The organism is Pseudomonas sp. EggHat1 (genome assembly GCF_014892995.1).
Lineage (GTDB): Bacteria > Pseudomonadota > Gammaproteobacteria > Pseudomonadales > Pseudomonadaceae > Aquipseudomonas > Aquipseudomonas chaetocerotis.
On record NZ_JACKQK010000016.1, the window covers coordinates 77,144 to 93,920 of the forward strand.

The window sequence follows — 16,777 nt, forward strand, 5'->3', positions numbered from 1 at the left end:
TTCGGTGGTTCAGGGGTGTCTGGGTGAAGTCGGGTGCGAGCTGGCGACTTCTTCTACCGGGCGGGCATCGACCGGGTCGTAGTAGATCTCCAGCTTGCGGCCGTCACGGTCGAAGCCATAGATCTCGTAGCAATTGCCGGGGGTGATGCGGAACTTGGTGATCTGCACGCCTTGGCGCTTCATCTGCTCGCGGAACTGCGACTCGGGCATCCAGGCGCTGCGGTCTTGCCGAGCGCAGTCGGTATCAGCGAGTGCGGCGCTGGATAGTGCAAGCAGTGCGAGCATCGTCAGGGCGCGAACGGGGCGGCGGGCCGGTGTCGACATGCTCGGCATCCTTTGGCGTGGCTGATGGTTCGGGGGTTGGCCCCAGGCAGGTTGCCACCATCGGCCGCCAGGCTTAAGGAAAGCTTAAGCATCACGGGTTGTTACATTTATCCGCCGTGGGTGGTGGGGAGATTCATGGCCAGCCCTACCTGGCGGCGACCCGGCGGGCAGCGTCGCTGCGCGCTGTTAAAAAACCGCTCTCGTCCATTTTTTGGCCATTTCGATCCCCTTTTGGCCGTTGCCAGCGTTCTCGATTCGCTGCCAGCGGGCGAACAATGCAGGCACAACAACGAGCCTGGAGCGCTTTGCATGCTCACCTACTACAGCGACGACCACCACCTGCACCACGGCAAATGCGAGCTGATCGACGGGCAATTGATGCCCTGCTTCGAGAAGCCGCAGCGCGCCGATCACATCCTTGCGCGCGTCAAGGCTCGCCAGCTCGGCGAAGTCCGCGCGCCCAAGGATTTCGGCCTGGCGCCCATCGAGCGCATCCACAGCAAGGCCTACCTGGAATTCTTCAAGGGCGCCTGGGCGCGCTGGCAGGAGCAGGGCGGCAAGGGCGACCTGCTGCCGTTCACCTGGCCTGCACGCACCCTGCGCCGGATGATCCCCAACGATCTGCACGGCCAGCTCGGTTACTACAGTTTCGATGGCGGCGCGCCGATCACCGCCGGCACCTGGCAGGCCGCCTACAGCGCTGCGCAGGTTGCGCTGAGCGGGCAGGCCGAGATCGCCAGCGGCGCCCACAGTGCCTTCGCCCTGTGCCGTCCGCCAGGCCACCACGCCGCTGGCGACGTGATGGGCGGCTACTGCTACCTGAACAATGCCGCCATCGCCGCCCAGGCCTTCCTCGACCAGGGTCGCAAGAAAGTCGCCATCCTCGATGTCGACTACCACCACGGCAACGGTACCCAGGACATTTTCTACCAGCGCAGCGACGTGCTGTTCGCCTCCATCCACGGCGACCCGGCCGAGGAATTCCCGTTCTTTCTCGGTTATGCCGACGAACTGGGCGAAGGGGCTGGCGAGGGCTGCAACTTCAATTACCCGTTGCCGATGGGTAGCTCCTGGGACACTTGGAACGCGGCGCTGGAGCAGGCCTGTCAGCGCATCGCCGACTACGGCGCCGACGTGCTGGTGGTTTCGCTGGGCGTGGACACCTACATGGAAGATCCGATTTCGCAGTTCAAGCTCGACAGCCCGGATTACCTGGCCATGGGCCGGCGCATCGCCGCGCTCGGCTTGCCGACGCTGTTCATCATGGAAGGCGGCTACGCGGTGGAGGCCATCGGCGTCAACGCGGTCAACGTGCTGGAAGGCTTCGAGGGCGCGTAGCGCGTAGGGTGGACGACGCTTTTTTCGTCCACCGTTGTAGCTCCAGTCCGGTGGATGGATAAAGCGCCATCCACCCTACGAAAAACTAACAACGACACTTCAGGGGTGAGAAACGATGAAAGCCATCAAACAGATGCTTGGCGCCGCCCTGTGCGGCGCCACCCTGCTCAGCGGCGCAGTGCAGGCCAAGGAGCTGCGCGTGTACAACTGGGCCGACTACATCCTCCCGGAGGTGCCCAAGGACTTCCAGAAGGAGTCCGGCATCCAGATCACCTGGGACACCTTCGAGACCAACGAGGCGCTGGAGGCCAAGCTGCTCACTGGCAACTCCGGCTACGACCTGGTGATCCCCTCCAACCAGTTCCTCGAGACCCAGATCAAGGCGGGCGTATTCGCCCCGCTGGACAAGTCCAAGCTGCCCAACTGGAAGAATCTCGACCCGGTACTGCTCGGCCTGCTGGAGAAGAACGACCCCGGCAACCAATACGGCGTGCCCTACATGTACGGCACCGTGCTGATCGGCTACAACCCGGACAAGGTCAAGGCTGCGCTCGGTGACGATGCGCCGGTGAACAGCTGGGACCTGGTGTTCAAACCCGAGTACATGGAGAAGCTGAAATCCTGCGGTGTGGCCATGCTCGACTCGCCCACCGAAATCATCCCCATCGCTTTGCACTACCTGGGCCTGGACCCCAACAGCGCCAACCCGGCCGACTACGACAAGGTCACTGAACTGCTGCTCAAAGTGCGACCGTACGTGGCCTACTTTCATTCGGCCAAGTACATGACCGACATCGCCAACGGCGACATCTGCGTGGCCATCGGTTATTCGGGCAGCTTCTACCAGTTCGCCAACCGCGCCAAGGAAGCCGGCAACGGCGTGGTGATCAACTGGCGTTTGCCGAAAGAGGGCGCACCGATCTGGTTCGACACCTGGGCCATCCCCAAGAGCGCGAATAATTCGGACGAAGCCCACGCCTTCATCAACCACCTGCTCGAACCCAAGGTGATCGCGCCGATCAGCGATTTCCTCGGCTACCCCAACCCCAACGTGCCGGGCATGGAGTTGGTGGGTGCGGATATCGCCGACGACCATGACCTGACCCCGACACCGGAGCTGCAGAAGTCGCTGTACGTGGTGCAGCCGCTGCCGCAGAAGATCGAGCGTGTGCGCACGCGGGCGTGGACGTCGATCAAATCGGGTAAGTGATTCGTCGCTAAAGGCTCGCGGCTGAAGCGCAATGCCGCCCAGCCGCTCCTACAGAACACGATGCCCTCTGTACCGATGGTGCCCACGCTCTGCGTGGGCATCTGCGTTTGTGACGCTCTGCGTCATGTGTGGCGGCGTTGGTGGTTGTGACGGACGCAGAGCGTTCTAGGCTGCGTTTCCACGCGGAGCGTGGGAACGATCAATGAAAAGCTCGCGGCTGAAGCGCAATGTCGCCCCAGCCGCTCCTGCAGAACGCGATGCCCTCTGTACCGATGGTGCCCACGCTCTGCGTGGGCACCTGCGTTTGTGACGCTCTGCGTCATGTGTGGCGGAGTTGGTGGCTGTGACGGACGCAGAGCGTCCTGGGTTGCGTTTCCACGCGGAGCGTGGGAACGATCAAATTTCCCGCGAGAGCCGCTGCGCGCAGCGCACCCTAGCCGAAAGCTCAGCTGCCCACTTCCCCCGTCTCCAACTTGCGCCAGAGCAAACGCACCGCCGCCTTGCGCACCAGGGCGCAGCGGTACAGGCGGATTTCCAGCGGGATCTGCCAGTGTTCGCCGCCGCAGATGGCCAGTTCGCCACGGGCCAGTTCAGCGGTGACCGACAACCGTGGCACCCAGGCCACGCCCATGCCTTGCAGGGCCATGCTCTTGAGACTGTCGGCCATGGCGGTTTCGTACACCGTCGTCGAGCGCAACGCGCGCTGGCGCAGCAGCAGGTTGACCGAGCGCCCGAGAAAGGCGCCGGCGCTGTAGGCCAGCAGCGGCACGCTCTGGCCATTGTCGAGGTCGTACAGCGGCGCGCCGGACTCGTTCACCGCGCACACCGGCAACATCGAGGTGGCGCCCAGGTGCAGCGAGGGGAAGATCGCCGGGTCCATCTGCAGCGCCGCGTCGGGGTCGTAGTAGGCGAGGATCAGGTCGCAGGCGCCTTCGCGCAACGAGTGCACCGCTTCGCCGACGTTGGTCGCTACCAGTCGTGTGGTCAGTGGCAGGCCTTCGCGGCGCAGGCGGGCGATCCACTCGGGGAAGAAGCCCAGGGTCAGCGAGTGAGCGGCGGCAATCGACAGCATTTCGCCCTGCTGACCTTCCAGGTTGTGCAGGTGGCGCACCACCTCGCCGAGCTGTTCGACCAGGCTGCGCGCGGTGACCAGAAACAGCCGGCCGGCTTCGGTGAGTTCGACGGGGGTGCAGGAGCGGTCAACCAGTGTCAGGCCGAGCACCGCCTCAAGGCTGCGGATGCGTCGGCTGAACGCCGGCTGGGTGACGAAGCGCTTTTCCGCAGCCTGGGAAAAGCTGCGGGTGCCGGCCAGGGCGACGAAATCTTCCAGCCATTTTATTTCCAGGTTCATAGCAGGCTCCCGAGGAAAGACGACTCGGTAGATGGGGCGCGAACCGTGGGAGGCGCTTCAGCGGCGAGCGGTCGCGGCTGAAGCCCCTCCCACGGCGGTCATGTACGCCGCAACGGCGGCCGACGTCACATCCACATTATGCCGATTGTGCATAGGTCAGCAAGTAACGGCATTGGTAGCGAGACGGTCGGAGCCCCTATTCTATGGGCATCGCGGCACTCGCCGTACTTCCCAAGAGCCATCGCTATCATGTCCTCTGCTGCATCTGTTCGCGTCGAAAAAGACCTGCTCGGCACCCTCGAAGTCCCTGCCGATGCCTATTACGGCATCCAGACCCTGCGCGCCGTGCAGAACTTCCGCCTGTCCGGTGTGCCGCTGTCGCACTACCCGAAGCTGGTGATCGGCCTGGCCATGGTCAAGCAGGCCTCGGCAGACGCCAACCGCGAGCTGGGCCACCTGTCCGCCGCCAAGCACACGGCGATCAGCACCGCCTGCGCGCGTATCATCCAGGGCGAGTTCCACGAGCAGTTCGTGGTCGACATGATCCAGGGCGGCGCGGGCACCTCGACCAACATGAATGCCAACGAGGTGATCGCCAACATCGCCCTCGAGGCCATGGGTCATGAGAAGGGCCAGTACCAGCACCTGCACCCGAACAACGACGTGAACATGGCGCAGTCGACCAACGACGCCTATCCGACCGCCATCCGCCTCGGCCTGCTGCTCGGTCACGACAGCCTGCTGAGCGCACTGCACAAGCTGATCCAGTCGTTCGCCGCCAAGGGCCTGGAGTTCGGCCACGTGCTGAAGATGGGTCGTACCCAACTGCAGGACGCCGTGCCGATGACCCTCGGCCAGGAATTCCGCGCCTTCGCCACCACCCTCGGCGAAGACCTGCAACACCTGAAACTGCTGGCGCCGACCCTGCTCACCGAGGTGAACCTGGGCGGTACCGCGATCGGCACCGGCATCAATGCCGACCCGAAATACCAGGCCCTGGCGGTCAAGCGCCTGGCCATCATCAGCGGCCATCCGCTGACCCCGGCTGCCGACCTCATCGAAGCCACCAGCGACATGGGCGCCTTCGTACTGTTCTCCGGCATGCTCAAGCGCACCGCGGTCAAGCTGTCGAAGATCTGCAACGACCTGCGTCTGCTCTCCAGCGGCCCGCGTACCGGCATCAACGAGATCAACCTGCCGGCCCGTCAGCCGGGCAGTTCGATCATGCCGGGCAAGGTCAACCCGGTGATCCCCGAGGCGGTCAATCAGGTGGCCTTCGAAGTGATCGGCAATGACCTGGCGCTAACCATGGCAGCCGAGGGCGGCCAGTTGCAGCTGAACGTGATGGAGCCGCTGATCGCCTACAAGATCTTCGACTCGATCCGCCTGCTCACTCGCGCCATGGATATGCTGCGCGAGCTGTGCATCGACGGCATCACCGCCAACGAGGCGCGCTGCCGTGAGCTGATGGAAAACTCCATTGGCCTGATCACCGCGCTGAACCCCTATATCGGCTACGAGAACGCCACCCGCATCGCCAAGGTCGCCCTGGAAACCGGGCGCGGCGTGCTGGAGCTGGTACGCGAGGAGCAACTGCTGGACGAAGCCACGCTGGCCGACATCCTGCGCCCTGAGAACATGATCGCCCCGCGTCTCGTGCCCTTGCAGCCCTGAGTGGAGAACCATCATGCAGCCTACAACGACGCCTAACGTCCGGTTCCTGTTCCGTACGGTGCATCCGCCACGGCGCTTCTGGCCGGGCCTGGGTGGTTTCTACACCGGGGCGAGCCAGGTGCAAGCCCGCCCGCGCAGCTGACAACCTGTTCATAGGAGGCCTTCACCAGCCTCAACCTTCAGGGATGGCTTTGGCCATCCCTTTTTTTTGCCTGCCATTCAATTGGGGGTAGGGTGCGCCGTGCGCACCGTCTGTTGGCCTGGGTTACAGCTTCCACGCCCGGCGCAGCGTCTGCACCGCTTCGACGATCTGCGCCTCCGGCACTGCAGCAAATCCCAGCACCAGTCCGGCGCGGGCGTCCTCGGCCGTCTCGCTGCCTGGCAGCCAGTAATCGCTCAGAGGGTTCATCTCGATGCCGGTTGCGCGCGCAGCGCCGATCAGCTCGCGTTCACGCGTAAGGCTCTCGACCCTGATGCACAGGTGCAGGCCGGCTTCCACGGCCGGTAAAGAAGAACACCCGGGAATTACCTGCGGCCAGGCTTCGATCAGGGCGTCGCGTCGGCTGCGCGCAGCCTGACGCATGCGCCGCACGTGGCGCTGGAAGTGCCCGGCAGCGATGAACTCGGCCATCACCGCCTGGGTGCCGACCTCCAAATGGCGCATCTCCAGCGCCTGGCGCCTCGCGAAGCTCTCGGCCAGCGCTGGCGGCAGCAGCAGATAGCCCAGGCGCAGCGCCGGGAAGGCGAGCTTGCCGAAGGTGCCGATGTAGATCACTCGCTGCTGCTCGTCCAACGCTGCCAGCGGCGCGAGCGGCGTACCGCTGTAGCGGTACTCGCCGTCGTAGTCGTCCTCGATGATCCAGCCGTTCACGCGCTTGGCCCACTCCAGCAATGTCAGGCGTCGCGGCAGTGACAGGGTGACGCCGGTGGGGTACTGGTGCGCGGGCGTGACATAGGTCAGGCGGCAATCATTCAGGCGCTGCAGGGCGGCGACGTCCAGACCTTCGCCGTCTACCGAAACGCCGCACAGCTGCGCGCCGGCCATGGCGAAGGCATGGCCCGCCGCGCGGTAGCCGGGGTTTTCAATGGCCACACGGTCGCCCGGTTGAATCAGCAATTGCGCGCAGAGGCTGATGGCCTGCTGCGAGCCGCAGGTGATCACTATCTGCTGTGCCTCGCAGGTCAGGCCGCGGCTGTTGCGCAGGTAGGCGGCGATCAGCTCGCGCAACTGCATGTCACCGGCCGGATCGCCATAGCCCAGCCGTGCTGGCGAGGGTTTGTGCCAGAAGCGTGCCTGCAGGCGTGCCCAGGTCTCGAAGGGGAACAGGTCGAAGGCCGGTATACCGATGCGAAAGGCGCGCGGTGCGCCCTCGGTGGGCATCGCCAGGTGGTGGTCGTGTAACAGCTGCAATGCCGGGCTGGCGGTTGCTGGGGTGACGGCTGCTACTGCGACAGGGCGATTGCGCGTCAGCTCGGCGACATAGGTGCCATCGCCAACCCGCCCGGCTACGTATCCTTCGGCATACAGCTGGTCCAGCGCGCGGGTCACGGTATTGCGCGAGATGTCGAGCAGCGCGGCCAGCTCACGGCTGGCAGGCAAGCGTGTGCCGCCGGCCAGGCGACCGTCGAGGATGCGCTCGCGCAAGGCCTGGTAGAGCTGGCGCGCCAGGCCCTGGCCGGGCTGCAGATGAATGCCGGAAAGATCGAATGGCAAGGCGGACGAGCGATTCATGATCAGCAGATTGGCTCTATCAAAGTCATAAGGAATGGATCTTACGTCAGGCCAATATCCTGCCTAGCATGGCCCCATCACGCCAGGAGAAAACGTCATGTACTGCCCCGCCGCCTTCCGCCAGGACGACCTTGCCACCTTGCATGCGCAGATTCAGGCCAGTGGCCTGGCCATTTTGACCAGCACTGGCGAGCAGGGCCTGCAGGCCAGTCACCTGCCGCTGCTGCTTGAGCCTGGTGAGGGCGAGTTCGGCACTCTTTACGGCCACTTCGCCCGCGCCAATCCGCACTGGCGCGACCTGGCCGCTAGGGCCGAGGCGCTGGTGGTGTTCAGCAGCGCTGACGCCTATGTGCATCCTGGCTGGTACCCGGCCAAGGCCGAGCACGGCAAGGTGGTGCCGACCTGGAACTACATCGCCGTGCATGCCTGGGGCCAGGCCGAGGTGTTCGATGATCCCGAGCGCCTGCTCGAGCTGGTCAGCCGCCTCAGCGAGCGCCACGAACAAGGGCGCCCACAGCCCTGGGCGGTCAGCGATGCGCCACGCAACTACATCGACGCCATGTTGCGCGCCATTGTCGGTTTTGCCCTGCCGATTTGCAGGCTAGAGGGCAAGTGGAAGCTCAGCCAGAACCGTTCCAAGGCAGACCAGGCTGGTGTCCGTGCCGGCCTGACGACGTCAACCGCGCCGCGTGACCATGAACTGGCGGTGCAGATGAATCCCACCGACTGACCATCAAAGGAATGCCCACATGCGCGACATTCGCCCTGTCACCGCTGCCGATCACGCCGCCTGGCTGCTGCTCTGGCAGGCTTACCAGCGCTTCTACCAGGCCGAGATTCCAGCCGAGACCAGCGCCCTCACCTGGCAGCGCTTTCTCGACCCGGCCGAGCCGATGCACGCCGCCCTGGCCTGGCAGGACGGCGAGGCGGTCGGTTTGGTGCACTTCATCTATCACCGCAGTTGCTGGACGCGTGGTGACTACTGCTACCTGCAGGATCTGTTCGTCGCCGAGCACATTCGCGGTGGCGGCATCGGCCGCGCGCTGATCGAGCATGTCTACGCCGATGCCCGTGCCGCCGGTGCCAGCCGCGTGCACTGGCTGACCCAGGAAAACAATTACCAGGGGCGTATGCTCTACGACCGAATCGGCGACCGCTCCGGCTTCATCCAGTACAGGAAGCTCTTCTAATGAACAGCGATCTCGCTCACTGGCAACCCCGTCCCACACCGGACCAGCGCGTGCTGCAGGGCCGCTTCGTTCGTCTCGAGGGGCTCGATGTCGGGCGTCATGGTGATGATCTGTGGCGTGCGTTGCAGGGGCCGGACCCGGCACTTTGGGATTATCTGCCCTACGGCCCCTTTACCGAACGTGGCCTCTTCGATGCCTGGCTGGCCGGCAATGCGCAGAGCCGCGATCCGCTGTTCTATGCGGTGGTCGACCTGGCCAGCGGCCGCGCCCTTGGGGTGTTCAGCTACCTGCGTATCACCGCGCAGGACGGCAGCATCGAGATCGGTCACGTCGCCTTCGGCGCGCCGATGCAGCGCACACCAGGGGCGACCGAAGCAGTCTATCTGCTGGCGCGACATGCCTTCGACGATCTTGGTTATCGCCGCCTCGAATGGAAGTGCGACGCGGCCAATGCCCGCTCGCTGCGCGCCGCCGAGCGCTTCGGCTTCACCCAGGAAGGGCTGTTCCGTCAGCACATGGTGCGCAAGGGCAGGAATCGTGACACCGCCTGGTTCTCCATCATCGACGGGGAATGGCCGGCCTGCCGCGAGGCCTTCGAGCGCTGGCTGGCTGTGGACAACTTCGATGAGACGGCGCGGCAGAAGCAGCGCCTGGAGGCGCTGCGGGGGTAACGCCCTACTCCATCTCGAACAACCCGTCACGTAGCTGTGCGCCGCCCAGGCGCTGGCGGATGTCGTCGTCGATGCGTGGGTCATCGGGGGCGTAGAGCATCAGCTGGCGATAGGCATTGACCCGGTTGATCTCGTTACCCAGGTACTGCCAGACCACGCGGGTGCAGGCCGGTGTGCGGCGGTCTCCGCTGGAGACGCCGGTCTTGATGCCGTTGAGGCGGATGATGCGGCTCTTGAAGCTGGGGATCAGGATGGTCTGGCTCATCTCGTTACCGGTGAGCGACTCGTAGTCCACCAGAAACAGGCGGTCCTGCAGGAAGAACGCCGTGCCCAGGTAGCGACAGCGCACCCAGTCCTCACTGCCGCCGCGTGTGGGTTCCTGGCGCTCCTGGCGTTCCTGGCGCTCGAAAAGGTAGTTGCCGCGCTCCTCGCGCAGGTGCACGAGAGACAGCAGCACGTGCCCCGGCACCGACATGCAGTTGGAGTATTCGAAGTAGTAGCCGCAGTAGCGCTCCATCGGGCTGGCCTGACGGCGCAGTGGGGCGAACAGGTCCAGCAGCGGGTCGCTGCCATTTTGCTGCTGCGCATCGCCGCTGCGTGCGCCGATCAGGCGGGTGAACTGCTCGGCCGGCATGGCCAGCTCGAAGGGTTCGACGCCGAAGAAATCGCAGATGCGCTTGAGGTTGTGCGTGGTCGGCCGGCTTTGCCCTGCCAGGTAGCGGTTGAACTGCGCACGGTTGATCGACAGCTTGCGGCACACCTCGGCAATCGAGCGGTAATGGCTGCAAAGCAATTTCAGATTGCTGCCGAGGGAATCGGACATATGGCCGCTCCAGCTGATGCGAATGACGCGATTCTAGCATCAACTCGCATCAGATCGCCGCGACCTGCGAAATTGTCCCGCGCGGCGCCTTCACCAAAGATTGCGCCACCCGCCAGGCGCGGCGCATTCCCATTCAGAACAACAAGAGAGAAAGCCTCCATGCTCGATCTTCTCAATGACCTCATCTGGAGCAAGCTGCTGATCGTGATGCTGATCGGTCTCGGCCTGTTCTTCACCATCGCCTCACGCTTCGTCCAGTTCCGCTACTTCGGCAGCATGTTCCGCATTTTCAGCGAGGCCTTCCAGCGTCAGCCGGGCCAGCTCAGCTCGTTCCAGGCCTTGATGCTGTCGGTTGCCGGTCGCGTGGGCGCCGGCAACATCGCCGGCGTATCGGTGGCGATCATGCTCGGCGGTCCGGGCGCCATCTTCTGGATGTGGGTCGTGGCCCTGGTCGGCATGGCCACCAGCTACTTCGAGTGCTCGCTGGCGCAGCTGTACAAGCGTCGCGAGGCCGATGGCGGCTACCGCGGTGGTCCGGCCTTCTACATCCAGCACGGCCTTGGCCAGCGCTGGCTGGGTATCGTCGTGTCGATCCTGCTGCTGGTGACCTTCGGCTTCGGCTTCAACGCCGTGCAGTCCTTCACCGTCGCCAGCTCGCTGCACGACACCTTCGGCGTTCCGACCCTGGCCAGCGGCATCGCCCTGACCGTGGTGATCGGTCTGATCATCTTCGGTGGCATCAAGCGCATCGCCAAGTTCGCCGACGTGCTGGTGCCGGTCATGGCGTTCTCCTACCTGGCCATGGCACTGCTGGTGATCGGTCTGAACATCAGCGAAGTTCCAGCCACCTTCGCCCTGATCTTCAAGAGCGCCTTCGGCCTCGAGCCGGCCTTCGCCGGTGGCATCGGCGCGGCCATCATCATGGGTGTCAAGCGCGGCCTGTTCTCCAACGAAGCTGGTCTGGGCAGTGCGCCGAACGTGGCTGCGGTGGCCGAGGTCAAGCACCCGGCCGCGCAGGGCATCGTGCAGTCGCTCAGTGTGTTCATCGACACCCTGATCCTGTGCAGCTGCACGGCGATGATCATTCTGCTGTCCGGCGTGTATCAGCCGGGCATGGAGCAGGCCGGTGTGGTGTTGACCCAGAGTGCCGTCGCAGCCGTTGTCGGTGAGTGGGGCCGGGTGTTCGTCAGTCTGGCGCTGCTGCTGTTCGTCTTCACCACGCTGATCTACAACTATTACCTGGGTGAGAACGCCCTGGGCTTCTTCAGTCAGAAGCGCGGCCCGGTGATGATCTACCGCGTGCTGGTGGTCGGCCTGGTGCTGTGGGGCTCGGTGCAGGATCTGGGCACCGTGTTCGCTTTCGCTGACGTGACCATGGGCCTGCTGGCGATCTGCAACCTCATCGCTCTGGCGCTGCTGTTCAAGGTGGGCCTGCGCCTGATGCGCGACTACGATAGCCAGATCAAGGCGGGTGTCGAATCGCCGGTGCTCGACGCCAAGCAGTTCGCTGACCTGGATCTCGACCCTGCCGTCTGGGGCAGTCAGCCAGGCAAAACCGCCGACCAGGCGGAAATCGGTGATCGCGTCTACCAGCGTTGATCTGACTCAGATGGAAGAAGGGGGCGAGGCCCCCTTTTTCTTGCCTGCCACCTTTGGCAGCCATTGTTCGGGCAGTCGTGAGCGACGTAGCGAATGTCGCGCAGGCCCGTGATTTGTGAGGAGAGCCCATGGCGACCCCGGAAAAACTCCTGGTGCTGTACACAGGCGGCACCATCGGCATGCAGATGAGCGCAGACGGCCTGGCGCCGGCCTCGGGCTTCGAGGCGCGCATGCGCACGCAACAAACCAGCGAGGACGGCAGCGAGCTGCCGCAATGGACCTTTCGCGAGCTGCTGCCGTTGATCGACAGCGCCAACATGAACACCGGCCACTGGCTGGCGCTGAGCGACGAAATCGTCACAGCGGTGCAGAAAGGCGGCCACGACGCCGTGCTGGTGCTGCACGGCACCGATACCCTGGCCTACAGCGCCGCAGCGCTGAGTTTCCTGCTACTCGGCCTCGATGTGCCGGTGGTGCTGACCGGCGCCATGCAGCCGGCCGGTGTGACCGACGGCGATGCCTGGCCCAATCTGTTCGGCGCCATGCGCGCGCTGTATCGCGGCGTGAAGCCGGGCGTGCACCTGTACTTCAACGGCCAGCTGCTGCATGGCGCACGTTGTTCGAAGTTGCGCAGCGATGCCTTCGATGCCTTCCAGGTGCTGCCGCGTCAGCGTCAGGCAGAGCGTGCCACGGTCGATGCGCGGATCGACTTCCGTCAGCCGCGCCAGGCGGTGAATCTCGCTGTATTGCCGCTGCATCCGGCGGTGCAGGCAGGGCATCTGCACGCGCTGCTGGCCAGCGGCGTGCGGGGTCTGCTGCTGGAGTGCTATGGCAGCGGTACCGGCCCGGCCGGCGACGCGCAATTGATGAGCGTGCTGCGTGAGGCGCACCAGCGCGGCGTGGTGCTGGCGGCAATCAGCCAGTGCCCGCAGGGCCATGTGCAGTTCGGCGTGTATGCGGCCGGCAGCCGTCTGGCCGAGGTCGGTCTGGTGTCCTGTGGCGGCATGACCCGCGAAGCCGCACTGGGCAAGCTGTTCGCCCTGCTCGGCGCGGGGTTGCCACAAACCGAGGTTGAGCACTGGCTGGCGCGCGATCTCTGTGGTGAGATGAGCGACTGATCCACCTGCCCTAACAGAGGAAGGACGATGAGTATCGAAATTCGCCCTGTAGTTGCTGCCGATCACGAAGCCTGGTTGCCCTTGTGGCAGGGCTACCAGCGCTTCTACATGACCGAGATTCCAGCCGACACCAGCGCGTTTACCTGGCAGCGTTTTCTCGATCCCGCCGAGCCCATGGGCGCCGCCCTGGCCTGGCAGGGTGACCAGGCCATTGGCCTGGTGCACTGGGTCATTCACCGCTCGACCTGGACCACCGGCGATTACTGTTACCTGCAGGACCTGTTCGTCGCCAAGGGCCAGCGCAGTGGCGGCGTCGGTCGTCAGCTGATCCAGCATGTTTTTGAGCAGGCGCGTGCTGCCGGCTGTTCACGGGTGCACTGGCTGACTCACGAGAGCAACAGCCAGGCCAAGCTCTTGTACGAGCGCATCGGTGAGCGCTCGGGATTCGTGCAGTACCGCAAGCTGTTGTAGGGTGCGCTGCGCGCACCTTTGGTCCCTTTGGCCTGGGTGCGATCCGGCGAGAGCGGCGCCCCTTCCCCGGATTTCATCCGGGCTACTGCAGCTGTAGCGCGCCGATTCAGCGCGCTGTTGTAGGGTGCGCTGTGCGTACCTTTGGCACTCTTGGCCTGGATGCGATTTGGGGAGCGCGCCCCTTTTCCCTGGATTTCATCTGGGCTACGCAGCTGTAGCGCGCCGATTCAGAAGACCGACCAGCCAATACGCTCACTGAGCAGTTCCAGCGCCTTGATCCCTGCCAGGGAGTTACCCGCCGTGTTCAACTCCGGTGACCACACGCACACGCTGAACTGCCCTGGGACAACCGCGACGATGCCGCCGCCGACGCCGCTCTTGCCCGGCAGACCGACTCGATAGGCGAAGTTACCTGCTTCGTCGTACAGCCCGCTGGTGGCCATGATGGCGTTGATCTGCTTGGTCTGGCGGGGCGACAGCACCTGCTCGCCGCTGTGCTGGCAGAAACCCTGGTTGGCCAGAAAGCCAAAGGCACGCGCCAGGTCGACGCAGCTCATGCGCAGCGCGCAGCAGCTGAAGTAGCTGCGCAGCACGGCCTCGACTTCGTTGTGGAAATTACCGAACGACTGCATCAGGTAGGCCGCTGCCGCGTTGCGCGCGCGGTGCTGGTACTCCGACTCGGCGACATGGTTGTCCACGGTGACCTCGGGGTTGCCCGACAGGCGCCGGACGAAGTCGCGCATCGACAGCGCCGGTGCGGCGTAGCGCGACTGGTTGATGTCGCAGATCACCAGGGCGCCGGCATTGATGAACGGATTGCGCGGCTTGCCACGCTCGAACTCCAGCTGCACCAGCGAGTTGAACGGCTGCCCGGACGGCTCGTGGCCCAGGCGCTGCCAGATGCTCTCGCCGCTGTGGCCGATGGCCTGGACCAGGCTGAACACCTTGGAAATGCTCTGGATCGAGAAGGGTGTACGTGCATCGCCTGCGACATGCACCTGGCCGTCGTTGCCATACACGGCGATGCCCAGCTGATCAGGCGCCACGCTGGCCAGTGCGGGAATGTAGTCGGCCACCTTGCCCTGGCCGATCAGTGGGCGGACTTCATCGAGAATTTCGTTCAACAGCGCTTGCATGTGTAGAGCCTGTTCAAAGTCTCGCGAGCTAGAGCCATGCAAGGCGCAACGACCAGCGGGAGTAACAGCCAAAGGCTGGCCCGAAGGGTGAGCGCCAGCGAATCAAGCAGGCGAGGAAGCGGAGTTTACAAGCTGTAAATGAGCATTCGACCGGGCTGGCGTTCCAGCCTGTTTTTAACGCAGCATGGCCGACGCGCAGCAGACTTTGGCTGGCTCTTCGGCTCGTGGCGGCGCCGGGCTCGCCCGGCATGTCACTGCTAGACGCCAGCGGGCGCCGTCGAATCACAGCTCATGACTTGCCCTGAGCGGCCTGCACCCATAGGCTCGGTCCTCTCCTGTCGTTGGCGTAGTTCGATGTCCACCGTTCTCAATGTGCTGCTGCCGATCTTCGGCCTGATCCTGGTCGGATTCATCTGTCGACGAACCAATCGCCTGGGGCCGACCGCGGCATCGGAGATGAACCGCTTCGTGGTCTGGCTCGGCCTGCCAGCGTTGCTGTTCAGCCTCACGGCCAAGGCCGACTGGACGCAGATCTGGCAACCCGGTTTCCTGCTCGCCTTCACCGGCGGCATGCTCGCGGTGTTTCTGATCACGCTGGTGTACCGCTGGAAAACCACTGGCAGCCTGGTCGACGCCAGCATCGATGGGCTCAGTGCCGGTTATGCCAATACCGGCTATATCGGCATTCCACTGTGCGTACTGGTGCTGGGTGAGGACGGCATGGCGCCCGCGCTGATCGCCTCGCTGCTGGTGGTCTGCGTGCTATTCGGCCTGGCGGTGGTGTGCATCGAGGTGGGTCTGCAGAGCAAGAAGGGGTTGGGCGGTGCCATCGTTCAGGTGGTCACCGCGCTGTTGAAGAATCCGCTGGTGGTCGCGCCACTGCTTGGTGCTGCCTGGGCGTTTGGCGGCGTGCAGATGCCTGCGGCGCTGGACGAGTTTCTGCGCCTGCTCGGCGCGGCCACGGTGCCCTGTGCACTGGTATCGCTGGGGTTATTCCTGGCGCAACGGCAGAGCGGGCCGAGCGAAGGTGCCTGGCCGCTGGTGGCCCTGAAGCTGGTGCTGCAACCGCTGGTGACCTGGTTCATCGCCTTTGTGCTGCTCGACCTGCCGCCGTTCTGGGCGCATGCCGCGTTGTTGCTCAGCGCACTGCCAACGGGCACCGGGCCGTTCATGCTCGCCGAGTACTACCAGCGCCAGGCGGCGCTGGTTTCGCGGGCGATCCTGTTCTCTACCCTCGGTTCGCTGCTGACCCTGTCGCTGATTCTGCTGGCGATCACCCCTTGAGCTGCAGCTCCACGCCCAACTGCTGCGACAGGCAGGGCCAGCGCCGCCAGGCCGATGCGGTATCCGGCGCCGCCAGGCGCTCACGGTAGGCCTGCACCGACGGCAGGTCGAAGCTGGCGTCATCGAGCATGCCGGCCAGGGCATGATGCACGGCCTCGTCGAGCTGGTTGGCGAAGGGTTCGCCGATCAACTGATGAGCGATCAGGTTGGCGCGTGTAGTGTCCAGCGGGATCAGCGGCTGGCCGAGATGGGCGATATAGCGGTCATTGACCTCCTCCACCAGGCGATGGGCCAGATAGGCTTCGTCGAGCAGGCCTTCGAGACCTTCATGACCCTCCATCAGCGCCGGTGGCTGCAGGAAGAAATGCTCGGCGATCTTCAGCACCGGTTTCACAGCCGCCTCGATTCCCGCTTCGCGCGCGACTTCGGCAGCCGCGTCGAGCACGTCCGGCACCTCCTCGATATAAGCGATGACGAATGCGCTCAGCGCCCCCGGCGCATCCTCCTCCGGCAGGCGGATGGACGGATGCAGTCGATCCAGCTGAGCCTGCAGCAAGCGCGAGAGCGCCTGGCTGCCGCTTTCCTGCTGGCGAGCCTGGGCGATCAATTGACGAAGGGCGACGGTGTTCATGACGGCTCCTACATTTCAGGACATGGGCGTGAACATTAGCCGGCCGTTTGGTCGGGCTAAGACGCGATTGTCATAATTTTTTCATACTTATGCGAGTTCGCTATAACGACCTGTATCAGAAAGGCTACACCCCGCGTCAGTCGGGGCGTTTAGGACAGGGCCTGCGCGCCTTCGGCCAATTTTGCGTACACGTTGCGAGGTGAAACTCGCCGTCTATACTCGAGT

Annotated in this window: 17 protein-coding genes; 11 read left to right on the forward strand and 6 right to left on the reverse strand. The window is 64.4% G+C overall.

All coding sequences use genetic code 11. The annotated features are described in order from the left end of the window. Nucleotides 1-9: 9 nt before the first annotated feature. Complete coding sequence (locus INS93_RS21155; RefSeq protein ID WP_224490501.1) at nt 10-324, reverse strand: PepSY domain-containing protein; 315 nt, start codon at nt 322-324, stop codon at nt 10-12. 309 nt (nt 325-633) lie between these two features. Between INS93_RS21155 and INS93_RS21160 the strand changes: the two genes are divergently transcribed. Both INS93_RS21160 and INS93_RS21165 read left to right on the forward strand, forming a co-directional pair. Continuing rightward, nucleotides 634-1,662 carry a histone deacetylase family protein gene (locus INS93_RS21160; RefSeq protein ID WP_192985416.1) on the forward strand — a complete coding sequence of 343 codons (1,029 nt, stop codon included), beginning with the start codon at nt 634-636 and terminating at the stop codon, nt 1,660-1,662. Between the two features lie 115 nt (nt 1,663-1,777). Then, on the forward strand, nt 1,778-2,872 hold the full coding sequence (locus tag INS93_RS21165; protein WP_192985417.1) for a polyamine ABC transporter substrate-binding protein: 1,095 nt from the start codon (nt 1,778-1,780) through the stop codon (nt 2,870-2,872). A gap of 445 nt (nt 2,873-3,317) precedes the next feature. On the opposite strand, the gene INS93_RS21170 is transcribed toward INS93_RS21165, so the two are convergent. Then, nucleotides 3,318-4,223: a LysR substrate-binding domain-containing protein gene (locus INS93_RS21170; protein ID WP_192985418.1), complete on the reverse strand. Its 906-nt coding sequence runs from the start codon at nt 4,221-4,223 to the stop codon at nt 3,318-3,320. Nucleotides 4,224-4,472: 249 nt separating this feature from the next. Between INS93_RS21170 and aspA the strand changes: the two genes are divergently transcribed. Both aspA and INS93_RS24830 read left to right on the forward strand, forming a co-directional pair. Beyond that, nucleotides 4,473-5,897, forward strand: a complete 1,425-nt coding sequence (gene aspA, locus INS93_RS21175) for an aspartate ammonia-lyase (protein ID WP_192985419.1) — start codon at nt 4,473-4,475, stop codon at nt 5,895-5,897. A 13-nt stretch (nt 5,898-5,910) separates the two neighbouring features. After that, nucleotides 5,911-6,039: a hypothetical protein gene (locus tag INS93_RS24830; protein WP_256667064.1), complete on the forward strand. Its 129-nt coding sequence runs from the start codon at nt 5,911-5,913 to the stop codon at nt 6,037-6,039. Between the two features lie 123 nt (nt 6,040-6,162). On the opposite strand, the gene INS93_RS21180 is transcribed toward INS93_RS24830, so the two are convergent. Continuing rightward, a complete protein-coding gene (locus INS93_RS21180) occupies nt 6,163-7,629 on the reverse strand; it encodes a PLP-dependent aminotransferase family protein (RefSeq protein WP_192985420.1) in 1,467 nt (488 codons plus the stop codon). Nucleotides 7,630-7,726: 97 nt separating this feature from the next. Here INS93_RS21180 and INS93_RS21185 point away from each other — a divergent pair, with 97 nt between their 5' ends. From INS93_RS21185 to INS93_RS21195, 3 genes are read left to right on the forward strand one after another with little or no spacing between them, the layout of a single operon-like run. Then, nucleotides 7,727-8,359: an FMN-binding negative transcriptional regulator gene (locus INS93_RS21185; protein WP_192985421.1), complete on the forward strand. Its 633-nt coding sequence runs from the start codon at nt 7,727-7,729 to the stop codon at nt 8,357-8,359. Between the two features lie 19 nt (nt 8,360-8,378). After that, a complete protein-coding gene (locus INS93_RS21190; RefSeq protein ID WP_192985422.1) occupies nt 8,379-8,819 on the forward strand; it encodes a GNAT family N-acetyltransferase in 441 nt (146 codons plus the stop codon). After that, complete coding sequence (locus INS93_RS21195) at nt 8,819-9,490, forward strand: GNAT family N-acetyltransferase (protein WP_192985423.1); 672 nt, start codon at nt 8,819-8,821, stop codon at nt 9,488-9,490. Before INS93_RS21190 ends, INS93_RS21195 begins: the two co-directional genes overlap by 1 nt. Nucleotides 9,491-9,494: 4 nt before the next feature. Here the strand turns inward: INS93_RS21195 and INS93_RS21200 are convergent, their stop codons facing one another. Next, nucleotides 9,495-10,313, reverse strand: coding sequence for a helix-turn-helix domain-containing protein (locus INS93_RS21200; protein WP_192985424.1), 819 nt, complete (start codon nt 10,311-10,313; stop codon nt 9,495-9,497). A 159-nt stretch (nt 10,314-10,472) separates the two neighbouring features. Here INS93_RS21200 and INS93_RS21205 point away from each other — a divergent pair, with 159 nt between their 5' ends. From INS93_RS21205 to INS93_RS21215, 3 genes are all read left to right on the forward strand, one after another. Further along, a complete protein-coding gene (locus tag INS93_RS21205) occupies nt 10,473-11,912 on the forward strand; it encodes an alanine/glycine:cation symporter family protein (RefSeq protein WP_192985425.1) in 1,440 nt (479 codons plus the stop codon). 128 nt (nt 11,913-12,040) lie between these two features. Next, nucleotides 12,041-13,030 carry an asparaginase gene (locus INS93_RS21210; RefSeq protein WP_192985426.1) on the forward strand — a complete coding sequence of 330 codons (990 nt, stop codon included), beginning with the start codon at nt 12,041-12,043 and terminating at the stop codon, nt 13,028-13,030. Between the two features lie 27 nt (nt 13,031-13,057). Next, entirely contained in the window at nt 13,058-13,501 is a 444-nt protein-coding gene (locus tag INS93_RS21215) for a GNAT family N-acetyltransferase (protein WP_192985427.1), read from the forward strand. A 227-nt stretch (nt 13,502-13,728) separates the two neighbouring features. Here INS93_RS21215 and glsB read toward each other — a convergent pair whose 3' ends face one another. Further along, nucleotides 13,729-14,637 (reverse strand): glutaminase B, encoded by a 909-nt coding sequence (glsB, locus tag INS93_RS21220; protein WP_192985428.1) that lies wholly within the window; start codon nt 14,635-14,637, stop codon nt 13,729-13,731. Between the two features lie 354 nt (nt 14,638-14,991). Here glsB and INS93_RS21225 point away from each other — a divergent pair, with 354 nt between their 5' ends. Next, nucleotides 14,992-15,921: an AEC family transporter gene (locus INS93_RS21225; RefSeq protein WP_192985429.1), complete on the forward strand. Its 930-nt coding sequence runs from the start codon at nt 14,992-14,994 to the stop codon at nt 15,919-15,921. On the opposite strand, the gene INS93_RS21230 is transcribed toward INS93_RS21225, so the two are convergent. Then, nucleotides 15,911-16,552, reverse strand: a complete 642-nt coding sequence (locus INS93_RS21230; protein ID WP_192985430.1) for a hypothetical protein — start codon at nt 16,550-16,552, stop codon at nt 15,911-15,913. The genes INS93_RS21225 and INS93_RS21230 overlap by 11 nt on opposite strands. Nucleotides 16,553-16,777 lie beyond the last annotated feature (225 nt).